This is a genomic window from Paenalcaligenes sp. Me52, from assembly GCF_050487965.1.
Taxonomy (GTDB): Bacteria; Pseudomonadota; Gammaproteobacteria; order Burkholderiales; family Burkholderiaceae_B; genus Paenalcaligenes.
This window is the reverse complement of the sequence record NZ_JBKQFO010000001.1, coordinates 1,020,886-1,033,419: the sequence shown is the minus strand read 5'-3', so window position 1 is coordinate 1,033,419 and position 12,534 is coordinate 1,020,886. Positions and strand designations below refer to the sequence as shown.

At 49.7% G+C, this 12,534-nt stretch carries 11 protein-coding genes; 2 read left to right on the top strand and 9 right to left on the bottom strand.

All coding sequences use genetic code 11. The annotated features are described in order from the left end of the window. Positions 1-72 precede the first annotated feature (72 nt). From ACLO87_RS04805 to ACLO87_RS04790, 4 genes are all read right to left on the bottom strand, one after another. Positions 73-357, bottom strand: coding sequence for a DUF1330 domain-containing protein (locus ACLO87_RS04805; protein WP_430222918.1), 285 nt, complete (start codon positions 355-357; stop codon positions 73-75). Between the two features lie 13 nt (positions 358-370). Further along, positions 371-1,228, bottom strand: a complete 858-nt coding sequence (gene kdsA / locus ACLO87_RS04800; protein ID WP_135862891.1) for a 3-deoxy-8-phosphooctulonate synthase — start codon at positions 1,226-1,228, stop codon at positions 371-373. A 90-nt stretch (positions 1,229-1,318) separates the two neighbouring features. Beyond that, complete coding sequence (locus tag ACLO87_RS04795; RefSeq protein ID WP_135862890.1) at positions 1,319-2,956, bottom strand: CTP synthase; 1,638 nt, start codon at positions 2,954-2,956, stop codon at positions 1,319-1,321. 101 nt (positions 2,957-3,057) lie between these two features. Beyond that, positions 3,058-4,863 (bottom strand): aminopeptidase P family protein, encoded by a 1,806-nt coding sequence (locus tag ACLO87_RS04790; protein ID WP_430222917.1) that lies wholly within the window; start codon positions 4,861-4,863, stop codon positions 3,058-3,060. Between the two features lie 226 nt (positions 4,864-5,089). Between ACLO87_RS04790 and ACLO87_RS04785 the strand changes: the two genes are divergently transcribed. Next, positions 5,090-6,739, top strand: a complete 1,650-nt coding sequence (locus ACLO87_RS04785; protein ID WP_430222916.1) for an electron transfer flavoprotein-ubiquinone oxidoreductase — start codon at positions 5,090-5,092, stop codon at positions 6,737-6,739. A 145-nt stretch (positions 6,740-6,884) separates the two neighbouring features. Here ACLO87_RS04785 and ACLO87_RS04780 read toward each other — a convergent pair whose 3' ends face one another. From ACLO87_RS04780 to ACLO87_RS04765, 4 genes are all read right to left on the bottom strand, one after another. After that, positions 6,885-7,766 carry a DMT family transporter gene (locus ACLO87_RS04780; RefSeq protein ID WP_430222915.1) on the bottom strand — a complete coding sequence of 294 codons (882 nt, stop codon included), beginning with the start codon at positions 7,764-7,766 and terminating at the stop codon, positions 6,885-6,887. Position 7,767: 1 nt separating this feature from the next. Beyond that, positions 7,768-9,072 (bottom strand): MFS transporter, encoded by a 1,305-nt coding sequence (locus ACLO87_RS04775; protein WP_430222914.1) that lies wholly within the window; start codon positions 9,070-9,072, stop codon positions 7,768-7,770. A gap of 103 nt (positions 9,073-9,175) precedes the next feature. Next, on the bottom strand, positions 9,176-10,027 hold the full coding sequence (gene fghA, locus ACLO87_RS04770) for an S-formylglutathione hydrolase (protein WP_430222913.1): 852 nt from the start codon (positions 10,025-10,027) through the stop codon (positions 9,176-9,178). 24 nt (positions 10,028-10,051) lie between these two features. Then, positions 10,052-11,158 carry an S-(hydroxymethyl)glutathione dehydrogenase/class III alcohol dehydrogenase gene (locus ACLO87_RS04765; protein WP_430223722.1) on the bottom strand — a complete coding sequence of 369 codons (1,107 nt, stop codon included), beginning with the start codon at positions 11,156-11,158 and terminating at the stop codon, positions 10,052-10,054. Between the two features lie 273 nt (positions 11,159-11,431). Between ACLO87_RS04765 and ACLO87_RS04760 the strand changes: the two genes are divergently transcribed. Next, positions 11,432-12,082 (top strand): C40 family peptidase, encoded by a 651-nt coding sequence (locus ACLO87_RS04760; RefSeq protein ID WP_430222912.1) that lies wholly within the window; start codon positions 11,432-11,434, stop codon positions 12,080-12,082. Positions 12,083-12,154: 72 nt separating this feature from the next. Here ACLO87_RS04760 and ACLO87_RS04755 read toward each other — a convergent pair whose 3' ends face one another. Continuing rightward, a complete protein-coding gene (locus ACLO87_RS04755) occupies positions 12,155-12,487 on the bottom strand; it encodes a DUF2325 domain-containing protein (RefSeq protein ID WP_135862881.1) in 333 nt (110 codons plus the stop codon). Positions 12,488-12,534: the final 47 nt, after the last annotated feature.

The following is a 12,534-nucleotide window of genomic DNA, read 5'->3' as shown; positions in this document are numbered from 1 at the left end:
CCTAACTCTTTATGGTGTGTATGTATTAAAAGTACCTACTCAGTCAGTTTCTTTCATCTTATAGTGGGATGGTTATACCCCTTGCACCACATACATAGTCATGTGTGCGACGTTTTCCCGTGCTTGGCGAGCAGCCAAGTATTCGGGTGAGTTATAGAAAGCTTCTGCAGCTTCCATCGTTTCAAACTCAATGATTACTGTACGCTTGGGGGCATTGCCTTCCAAGGCCAGAGTTTCCCCACCTCGTGCCAACAACTTCACGTTATGCGTTTTCATCGCATGTGTAGAAAGCTGCTGGTAGGCTTTGTATTGCTCCGGATCAGTTACATCCACATTGGCAATAATATAAGCTGCCATGCTGTCTCCTTGGTTACTTCCAGTTGGCTTCCAACAAGCCACCTTCCTGCTTCACAATCTGATCAATCTCTTTAAGACTGCGCAGCAATGCAGGCATCAAATGTAGGGGCACGGCATTAGGGCCATCAGAGAGCGCTTTGCTTGGGTCTGGGTGTGTTTCCATAAACAACCCAGACACACCTACCGCTACTGCGGCGCGTGCTAATACCGGAACAAATTCGCTTTGTCCGCCTGATTTACTGCCTTGCCCCCCCGGTAACTGTACCGAGTGCGTCGCATCAAATACCACCGGACATTCTGTTTCACGCATGATCGCTAACGAACGCATGTCAGACACCAGATTGTTGTACCCAAACGATGCCCCACGTTCGCACACCATGATGGTGTCGCCATCGCCACCCACTTCTCGGGCAGCCGCACGCGCTTTTTCTACCACATGCACCATGTCATGCGGAGCCAGAAATTGGCCTTTTTTGATATTGACCGGCTTTAAGGTCGCTGCACAGGCTTGAATGAAATCTGTTTGGCGGCACAAAAATGCAGGCGTTTGCAGCACATCCACAATGGCTGCCACATCATCCACTTGCTCTTTATCGTGTACATCGGTCAGTACAGGCACGCCGTAGTGTGCACGCACATCCGCCAAAATCTGCAAACCTTCTTGCATACCTGGGCCACGAAACGAACTTCCGGAGCTGCGGTTCGCTTTATCAAACGAACTTTTATAAATGAATGGAATCCCCAATTCATCTGTGATTTCTTTCAGCACACCGGCTGTATCAAACGCCATTTGGCGTGACTCAATCACACATGGACCAGCGATCAGGAAGAAAGGTCTATTGAGACCAACCTGAAAACCACATAATTCCATAGCAGCTCCTGATAAACAAAACTTGACTCACCAGACTCAGTCCAGTGACGTCTGTTAGCTCGCCATGCAAGCTAACAGACACATACCGCCTTAGCGTGAATTTGCCAAAGCAGCCTTAACAAAACTGATGAACAGCGGGTGACCATCACGTGGTGTAGAGGTGAACTCTGGGTGGAACTGCACACCCATGAACCATGGATGAGTCGGAATTTCCATGATTTCAGGCAAGTTCTCAGTAGGAGTACGTGCGCTGATCACCAAACCAGCCTCTTCCAGTCTAGGCACATAAGCGTTGTTCACTTCGTAGCGGTGACGGTGACGCTCGTTAACCTCTGGGCCATAGATGCTAGCAGCACGAGTACCCTCTTTAACTGGGCAACGTTGTGCGCCTTTACGCATGGTGCCGCCCAAGTCGTCTTCTTGACTACGGTGCTCTACCTTGCCATCGCGATCTTGCCATTCGGTGATCAATGCCACTACTGGGTGCGCTGCAGAAGGATCGAACTCTGTACTGTTCGCACCACCCAAACCAGCCACATGACGAGCAAACTCAATCACCGCCAATTGCATACCCAAACAAATACCCAAGTAAGGCACCTTGTTTTCACGGGCATAACGAATAGCGGTAATTTTGCCTTCTGTACCACGCTTACCAAAACCACCAGGCACCAGAATGGCGCTCAGGCCTTCCAAGCAGGCTGTGCCATCACGCTCGATGTCTTCGGAATCGATGTACTGAATTTTAACTTTGGTACGTGTGTGAATACCGGCGTGAATCAACGCTTCGCTTAGCGATTTGTAGGACTCTGTCAGCTCAACATACTTACCTACCATACCGATGGTAATTTCGTGCTCTGGGTGCTCCAACGCATCAACCAAGTTGTCCCACATGGTCAAATCGGCTGGTGGTGGAGAAATTGACAATGCATCACATACCAACTGATCCAAGCCTTGTTTGTGCAACATAGCTGGGATTTTGTAGATGGAGGTGGCATCCCATACAGAAATCACGGCATCCAATGGCACGTTGGAGAACATGGAAATTTTCGCGCGCTCATCGGGCGGAATTTCACGGTCTGCACGGCACAACAATGCGTTAGGGAACAAACCAATTTCACGCAGCTTCTGTACAGAATGCTGAGTAGGTTTGGTTTTCAATTCGCCAGCGGATTGAATGAATGGCACCAGAGTCAGGTGCACCAATGCTGTGTGGTTACGTCCCAGACGCAAGCCCATCTGACGCACAGCTTCCAAGAACGGCAAGGATTCAATATCCCCTACAGTGCCGCCAATTTCAACAATCGCAACATCGGCCTCACCGTTGTAGGCCGCTTTGGCGCCACGCATGATGAAGTCTTGAATTTCATTGGTGATATGAGGAATAACCTGAACGGTTTTACCCAAGTAATCGCCACGACGCTCTTTACGCAGAACGGATTCATAGATCTTACCGGTGGTGAAGTTATTCACCTTGCGCATTTTGGTAGAGATGAATCGTTCGTAGTGTCCTAAGTCCAGATCAGTTTCCGCACCATCTTCGGTCACGAAGACTTCGCCGTGCTGGAAAGGGCTCATGGTGCCTGGGTCCACGTTGATATAAGGATCCAGCTTGAGCATGGTGACACGCAAACCGCGAGATTCGAGTAACGCGGCCAGTGATGCCGCTGCAATGCCTTTACCCAGAGAGGAGACTACCCCCCCTGTTACAAATACATATTTGGTGGTCATTTCGATAGACGCCTGAGGGTTAGATCAGGCAGTAGCGGGAAATTTGGATTATAACGGCAACCATGGGTCAGGTGAAACAAACTGACCCGGCTGCACCTGTTTTACAACAAGGCTTGCGTCTGCTGTTGCAGCCACTCTAAAGCCTCGCCTTGCAAGAGCGGAGACAGGCGTTCACGTACCTCAGCGTGGTACGTATTTAGCCACTGCACTTCCTCTTGCGTTAATAAAGAACGTTCTATACAACGCGTATCGATGGGGCATAGCGTTAGGGTCTCAAAGCGTAGGAAATCGCCAAACTCAGTACTAAGCGCAGGCTGCGCCACCACTAAGTTTTCTATACGAATCCCCCACTGCCCTGCCCTATACAAACCAGGCTCATTCGAGGTCACCATACCTTGCTGCATGGCTACAGGTTTGGCTGGCCTACCACGCCATGAAATGGATTGTGGACCTTCATGCACGTTCAGGAAATAGCCTACACCATGCCCTGTTCCATGTCCAAACTCTAGACCTTCACGCCATAATGGCAATCGCGCTAAAACATCCAGTTGTTGCCCTGTAACCCCTATAGGGAATACAGCTTGAGACAACTGAATCATGCCTTTCAGTACCAGGGTGAAATCCCGTTTTTCTGCAGCGCTAATCTGCCCTACCGGCACCACCCTAGTGATGTCTGTTGTACCACCCCAGTACTGGCCACCAGAATCTATCAGCAACAAACCATTGCCTTGTATCCATGCATAGCTTTTTTCTGTAGCTTGGTAATGAGGCATAGCACCATTAGGGCCAAAGGCTGCAATAGTGCCAAAGCTTGGGCTCACAAAACCGGGCTTCGCTGCACGTCTAGCGGTGAGTTCTACATCCACGTCGATTTCTGACACGGGACGCTCACGCACGGTGCGCTCAAACCATGCAAAAAACTCGCACAATGCCGCACCGTCTTGCTCCATGGCATCACGTATATGGGCAATCGCCTGTTCGCCTTTAATGGCCTTCAAACTTTGCGATGGGTTCAGGGCTTGCAGCCACTGGGCTTGCGGTGCAGCCAACAACGTACCTACCGTGACGCGCTGAGGGTCTACCAAGATAGCAATGTCGTCTGGCAAATGAGCAAGATCATCAGCCACTTGGGTGTAATCACGCAGTTCAACACCATCTGCTCGTAATGCTTTGACTAGCTCTGGCGGCACTTTGCCCGCAGCCACATACAAAATAGCACGGTCAGCATCTAGCCAGAAATGTGCTAAAAACACGGGGTTATACGGCACATCACCACCGCGCAAATTCAGCAACCACGCGATGTCATCTAGGCTGGAGATTAAATGTCCCTCTACCGCTAATGCCTGCATCTGCTCACGCACTTGCTGCAACTTCTGGGTACGCGACTCAATAGCGTACTCCAACGCATGCTCATACACGGGCGCATGAGGCAAAATTGGACGTTCAGCCCAAATCTGACCCGGCAAATCCAGCGAAGTCTCTAGGCTCAAACCGCTGTCATGAATACGGCTCCAGCTTTCAAAGCTCTGCATGGACAACACATTGCCATCTATAGCAACAACGTCACCTTCTGCCAAGTGCGCTTCCACCCAAGGCAGGGGATCCAGCACACCTGTATCACCTTGACGCATCAATGCTATGCCTGAGTCACGTAGATCACTCTCGGCTTGCACCCAGTAACGACTATCCGTCCAAAGGCCTGCAAAATCCTGCGTGACCAGCAAACTACCTGCTGAGCCACCAAAACCGCTCAGCCACGCTCGCGCTTGCCAGTGTTCTGGCAAATATTCAGATAGATGGGGATCGGCAGAAGGAATAAAACATGCCTGCACAGCTGCCTGCTGCATCACGGCACGTAGCGCCTGAATACGGTCACTAATAGAGTGGGAAGCCTTGAGTTTATTCATTTTCCTGACAATCTTGTGCGCTCTGGTAACGAAGTAATCTCTGCGTTACGCTTAAACCAACAGTATAGCGTTCTAAAACAAACTGTTTAACGATTCTGAAGTTGCTTTTAGTCCCGCAAACGGCTGCCTACCCTATAATTGGCAGCATCTTAATACTTTTGTTGCATCACCCCATGCTTTGGCACGAATGTTGCAACACTATACCTATATCCGGAGGACCTCTTACATGTCTGAACGCGAATCGATGGAATACGATGTGGTAATCGTAGGCGGTGGGCCTGCTGGCTTAGCCACTGCTATCCGCATCAAACAACGAGCAGCCACAGCCAACCAAGACATTAGCGTTTGCGTGTTGGAAAAAGGGGCAGAAATTGGTGCTCACATCCTATCCGGCGCAGTGATGGATCCCCAAGCTCTGACCGAGCTGATTCCAGACTGGAAAGACAAAGGCGCACCCTTAAATATAGAAGTCAACGCAGACAAATTTGTTTTCTTGGACGAAAAAGGCGCCAAAGAAACCCCTATGTGGATGCTGCCTGACTGTTTTAAAAACCACGGCAACTACATCGTACGACTGGGTGATGTCACCAAATGGTTGGGCGAACAAGCTGAAGCACTGGGCGTGGATATTTTCCCCGGTTTTGCTGCTGCCACTCTGCTTTACACCGAAGACGGCTCCGCTGTTCGCGGCGTTATCACGGGCGATATGGGTGTGGCCCGCGACGGCACACACACCGCACATTACCAACCCGGTATGGAACTGCTAGCGAAATACACCATTTTTGCAGAAGGCTCCCGTGGCCACTTAGGCCGTCAGCTCATCGAGAAATTCAAACTTGATGAAGGCAAAAACGCGCAAAACTACGGTATTGGTATTAAAGAAATGTGGGAAGTTGATCCTTCCCAATCCCAACCTGGCTTGGTAATGCACTTGGCTGGCTGGCCTTTGGATTCCGACACCTATGGTGGCGCTTTCTTGTACCACTTGGATAACAACATCGTTGTAGTAGGTTTGGTCGTAGGCTTGGATTACGCTAACCCATGGCTGTCACCGTTTGAAGAGTTCCAACGCTTCAAAACCCATCCTTATGTACGCTCCACCTTTGAAGGCGGCAAACGCTTGGCTTATGGCGCACGCGCCCTGACTGCTGGCGGCCTGCTGTCTTTACCTAAACTGGTATTCCCAGGTGGTGCACTGGTAGGCTGTGAAGCAGGTTTCTTGAATGCGTCACGCATCAAGGGAAGCCACGCAGCAATCAAATCCGGCATGATGGCCGCTGATGCCATCGTTGACGCCCTGAGCAACAACCGTGAATACGATGAGCTTAGCGCCTACCCTGCAGCATTTGAAGACTCTTGGTTGCACTCTGAACTGAACAAAGCACGTAACTTTAAGCTGTGGTTCAAAAAAGGCCGCACCATGGGTACGTTGATGACAGGTATAGAACAGTTGGTACTGAAAGGGAAAATGCCATGGTCACTGCGTAACACCAAACCAGACCACGCGTTCCTGCAACCCGCCGCATCGTGTCAGCGTATTGAGTATCCAAAACCAGATGGCAAACTCACCTTTGACCGCCTAAGCTCCGTCTTTATCTCTAACACCAACCACGAGGAAGACGAGCCTATTCACCTGACACTTAAAGATGCCGCGATTCCGGTCAAACTGAATCTGGCCACTTACGCAGGCCCAGAAGCACGCTACTGTCCTGCTGGCGTGTACGAGTTCATCAAAAATGACTCGGGTGAAGACCAACTGCAAATCAATGCACAAAACTGCGTGCACTGTAAAACCTGTGATATTAAAGACCCTTCCCAAAATATTGTTTGGGTACCACCGCAAGGCGGTGAAGGGCCTGTTTATAACGGGATGTAAGACCTTTTGTCCTAGACTGCTGTACTAAGCGCTACGACAAATGCTTGGGGGCGGTGAAGCTGGATACATAATCCACACTCACCGCCCCCAGTTTTATGAGCCATCACACTATAGCCACACCTATCTCGGCATGGCTAAGTAGAAGCTAGACCTTCTTACGCCCTGGCAGGTTGATCACCACCAAACCAGTTACCACCAAGACCACACCCAGCTTCGTTAAGGTATCGGGCACTTCACCCAAAATCACCCACGCCAACAAAATAGCTAATACAGGCACACCCAAACTAGACATACCCGCAACCGTAGCAGAGACGCGCTGAATCACGCTTAGCCATAACAACCAACCCACACCCGAAGCCAGCGCCCCCATGTATAGCAAACCTATCACTAGCTCAGGGCCAATCACCCACGGCTGTTGTGGTACGAGCAAGCCCATAGGGATGGTAATAACCGCCCCCATCAGCAGTTGCCATACTGTCAGGTTAATAATGTTTGGTTGGTATTTTTCGAACATCACTTTGGACCATACCGCACCAATACCCCAGCAAGCACCGGACAACAAGGCCAACAACGAGCTTGCCATTCCGCCCATGCCCTGCCATGGCTTCAACACCATCAACAAACCCACCAGACCAAACCCTAGTGCGATTAAGTACTTAGCATCAGGTTTATTACCCATGATGCGCCATGAGAAAAACACCACCCAAAATGGCATGGTGTAAGCCAACAGTACAACCTGCCCTGCCCCGCCACTCATCAGCGCAAACTGAGCCAACACCTGGAACCCTACCGTTTGCATCACGGCTATACCTAAGCACAACCAAAATGGCGGCATGCTAAAAGGAATACGCCGCCAGCACTGCACTGCAAATAAGAAGAAAAATGCAATGACGTAACGTGTGGCCACTAAATCAATGGGGCCAATGAGCTTGGTCATGGATTTCATTACAATCCAGCTCACCCCCCACAGCACTATCGTTAGCCCCATCAACAATAGGGCATTACGGCTTGACTCACTTTGTTCCAACCTATTCTCCCGCATGCGTAGCTTGTCGCACACCACGCACAAAATCTACTTTTCTCAACCACATCAACGCAACAATAAAGAATAATCCCGTACACAGTAAGGCCAAACGTTGATTGCCTTGGCTTACCCACGCCACTACGCCATAAGACAATGGCCCCACTACCGCTGCCAGTTGTACCGCAAAGCTCCACAGCGCATAAAACTCACCTTGCCTACCGGGCGGCGTTAAGGCTCCTACCATCGCCCTGCCTGCACTTTGACTACTACCTATGCATACGCCTGCCAGTGCTGCCGCAATCCAAAAACCAGTCATTGACGTAGTTGCACTTGCCACAATCACCATCACCAGCCACCCCAACAAGGTGAGGGTCAGTGCTATTTTGTGGCCAATGGCATCTTGCACTGAACCAAACGTAAGTGCACCTACTGCCGCCGCAATATTGACGGTAAAAATCAACATCATGGTCTGGCCCATGTTAAAGCCCATGACCTGCGTGGCATACACTGACGATAACGTGATCACTACCGAAATACCGGCTTGATAGCAGGCACAACAACACAGCAATCTATAGAGATCAGGAAAGTGCTTGCGGCTTTCTTTGTATGCATGCTGTATATGTGCAAACCAATGCTGTGATGCCACGACGTCTGTTGCGGCAGCTGGTTCTTTTAGCCACAAAAAAGCAGGTATGGCCGCCACACTAAACACCGTTGCCGTTAACACCATCACCCACGGCACATACTGTGATGCTACCCAGCCGTTGTCCTCGCCCATCACCACAATCGCCAGTGACAGCCCTAAGGTCAACATGCCTCCAAAATAGCCAAAACCCCAGCCCCAACCAGACACCCTGCCCAACGCTTCAGGCTTGGCAATGGTAGGTAAGAAAGACGCCACCACCGCTTCGCCCACACAATAGCAATAGTTGGACAGCACTAAAAACACCATCGCCCACAACAACGTTCCCTGGCCAGCCCCTGCCAGAAACAGCGTACCTACCACACACCCTATCGTGCTGGTAAACAATAAAAATCGTTTTCGGCCATGCCTATCTACCCATGCCCCTAACGCAGGCATGCTCAGCATGATCAATAAATAAGAAAAAGATAGCGTGGTTGTCCACGCCAAGGTGCCCCATGCAGCACCTTCAGCCACTACACCTACAAAATAAGCACCAAATACCGAAGTCAGCACAACGGTTGTGTAACCCGAGTTGGCAAAGTCATACATCGCCCATGCCCAGAACTCTCGTTTTTTCACCTGCGGCTGTAGGGTATGCGTCAAGCGCCCAGTGGTGTTTTGCATGCCTGCTCGTTGTATGTGAAGTAAGGAGTAACTATATTGCCTGAAAACAGAACACCCTGTTGGCAACAACATGATGCCAACAGGGTGTTTAGCCTGCGTCAAATCAGGTTAAGCGTTCGGCGTGAAAACGCAAATGATCATCCATAAAGGTAGCAATAAAATAATAGCCATGATCATAGCCAGCGTGCCGACGTAAGGTCAGAGGTTGACCTGCTGCGTGGCAAGCTGCCTCGAGCTCTTCTGGGTAAAGCTGCTCAGCCAGAAACTGGTCACTTAAGCCTTGATCTACCAAGATTCCAGCGGGGAAAGGTTGTTGAGACTGACGCATCAATGCCGACGCATCATGCTGTTCCCATATGGCGCGGTCTTCACCCAAATAGCCGCTAAACGCTTTATGCCCCCAGGGGCACTTTGTTGGTGCCGCAATAGGAGCAAATGCGGATACGCTGCGGTATTTTTCAGGATGACGTAGCGCCAACACCAATGCACCGTGCCCACCCATAGAGTGACCAAAGACCCCTACCTTGCTGGCATCACCTGACAACTGCGTTGTGACGATAGTAAATAGCTCATCCGTCACATAGCTTTCCATACGGTAATGCGTAGACCATGGAGCCTGCGTAGCATCCACATAGAAACCAGCACCTGTACCGAAATCCCAATGATCAGCCTCGCCAGGGACTTCAGCCCCACGAGGACTAGTATCAGGCGTTACCAACATCACGCCCAACTGTGCAGCCAACCGTTGGGCTGCACCTTTGATCATGAAGGTTTCTTCAGTACAAGTTAGCCCGGCCAAATAAAACAGCACAGGCACCTTGCCCTGCTTGGCTTGTGGCGGTTCAAACACCGAAAACCGCATAGGTAGCCCAATTGCTTGGGAAGCATGTTTATAAAAGCGTTGCACCCCATCAAAACAACGATGCTCGCTAATTACTTCAAGCTCTACCGACATAAGGCCACATCCTCCAACTACGAATTAGTACACCACTACTGAACGAATAGACTCACCACGTTTCATTAAATCAAAACCTTCGTTGATTTGATCCAACGACAACTTATGCGTGATCAAGTCATCAATATTCAGCTTACCTTCCATGTACCAATCTACCAATTTAGGTACATCAGTACGACCACGAGCACCACCAAACGCGGAACCTTTCCATACGCGGCCAGTAACCAACTGGAATGGACGAGTAGAGATTTCTGCACCGGCTTCCGCCACACCAATAATGATGGACTGCCCCCAACCACGGTGGCAGCACTCCAATGCTTGACGCATGACTTTGGTGTTACCGATACACTCGAACGAGTAATCTGCACCGCCATCAGTCAATTGGATAATGTGATCCACGACGTTTTCTACTTCACTAGGATTAATGAAGTGGGTCATACCGAACTGTCTAGCCATGGCTTCACGCTCAGGGTTCAGGTCTACACCGATGATCTTATCGGCACCTACCATTTTGGCACCCTGAATCACGTTCAGACCAATACCACCCAAACCAAATACCACCACATTGGCACCGGCTTCTACATTCGCTGTAAACAGTACCGCACCCACGCCTGTCGTTACACCACAACCTATGTAGCAAACTTTATCAAAAGGCGCGTCAGGACGAATTTTTGCCAACGCAATTTCAGGTACTACGATGTGGTTCGCAAAGGTAGACGTACCCATGTAATGGAAAATAGGTTTGCCATCAATAGAAAAGCGAGATGTGCTGTCTGGCATCAAGCCTTTACCTTGTGTAGCGCGAATGGCTGTACACAAGTTTGTTTTGCGGGACAAACAGGATTTGCACTGACGGCACTCAGGGGTATACAGCGGCACCACATGATCACCGGCTTTCAACGATGTCACGCCAGGCCCTGTTTCTAATACCACACCGGCGCCTTCGTGACCCAAAATAGCAGGGAACAACCCTTCAGGATCGGCACCCGACAAGGTGTAGTAATCTGTATGGCAAATACCAGTGGCTTTAATTTCCACCAATACTTCGCCCGCTTTAGGGCCTTCCAAAGTAACTTCTTCAATAGTAAGAGGCTCCCCCGCTTTCCAGGCTACGGCTGCGCGTGTTTTCATCATTTTTTCAACTCCCAATGTAATGCTAGTGTCAGCTGTTCAGGCAGTCTATTCTGCCCCCGCCTCCAGCACAAGCCCTATAGACAGCCTGCGTAAAAGGCTTTTTACTGCGTATTGTCAACGCACTGAAATTTTTATTACGTAATATCTCATTACTAACTGATCTCAGACTGCGGTTTACTCGTCCAGAATCTTTGGCTAAACTCTTTTTTTGTTGCTTGTTCAAGTTGCTGCACCCCACCAATTGCGGTAAGCCATAACAATACAGCCATCATGTCTACTAAAAACAATAGAACCTTTCAAATTCGCTCACTTCTTCCTAATCGTGTACTTGGTGCCGCTGCTGTAGGCGCTATGGTATTGCTGAGCGGATGTGCTACCAAACAATCCCCCCCTGGTGATCAGGCCAGTCTAGACGAGTTATTTGTCAGTCTGAGCGCTACGGATAACCAACGTTACCGTACTCAATCAGACCCATTAGGTGCCTACCTCAAGAACCGAGCGCAAAGCGATATTTATCTTGCCGAACGCCAAGAGCAACCCAGCACTAGTGATTTTGCTGAAGCGGCTTTAGATTTTCTAGGTACTAAATATCGTTATGGTGGTTCCGTACCCGAAACCGGTTTTGATTGCAGTGGCTTGGTGGGCTACGCCGCTGAAAAGTCTCTAGGTCTGAAACTTCCCAGACAATCAGCTGATATTGCTAAAGAAGGCGAATCTGTTAGACGCAACGAATTACAAAAAGGCGACTTGGTCTTTTTTAATACACGTGGCGCTCGCTTCTCTCATGTAGGCATTTATATAGGCAACAATAAATTTGTACATGCTCCCCGCACCGGCGCTGTGGTTCGTGTAGAAGATATGAGCGTATCGTACTGGACTAAACGTTATAACGGTGCTCGCCGCCTTACTGCCAGTAACTAAGCTTGTTAGAACACTAAAAAGCCAGCTCGATTGAGCTGGCTTTTTTGTTTCCGGAGCAAACGTTGTCAGGACTTAATGCGTCTTCCCGCTGTACGGGCATGACTCACAAAAACCGCCCTGCGTCAGCGCCAGTTTCATGCTGCATACAGAGCGCCTACAAGCAACCACTTTCACACCGGAGCGTTGTGCGGCGGCCCTAAAAGTTTTCATTACGTTGTGGCCCAAGAAGTCAGTCAAAAGAATCAGCAACTCAGTGCCTGAAGGCAGTTGCAAGGTCTTTTTTTGATGAGAGGGGTCTCTACCACTAATGTGTTGTTTGATCTTAATATTGTGCAGGTTGAGCAGGTCAGGAATGTTCCCCAATCTATCTGCTCCTACCACCACGGCTGTTACCTGATTAGACATGCTTACTCCTTAAAATTGAAAACATGATAAACGATAATCATTATCAT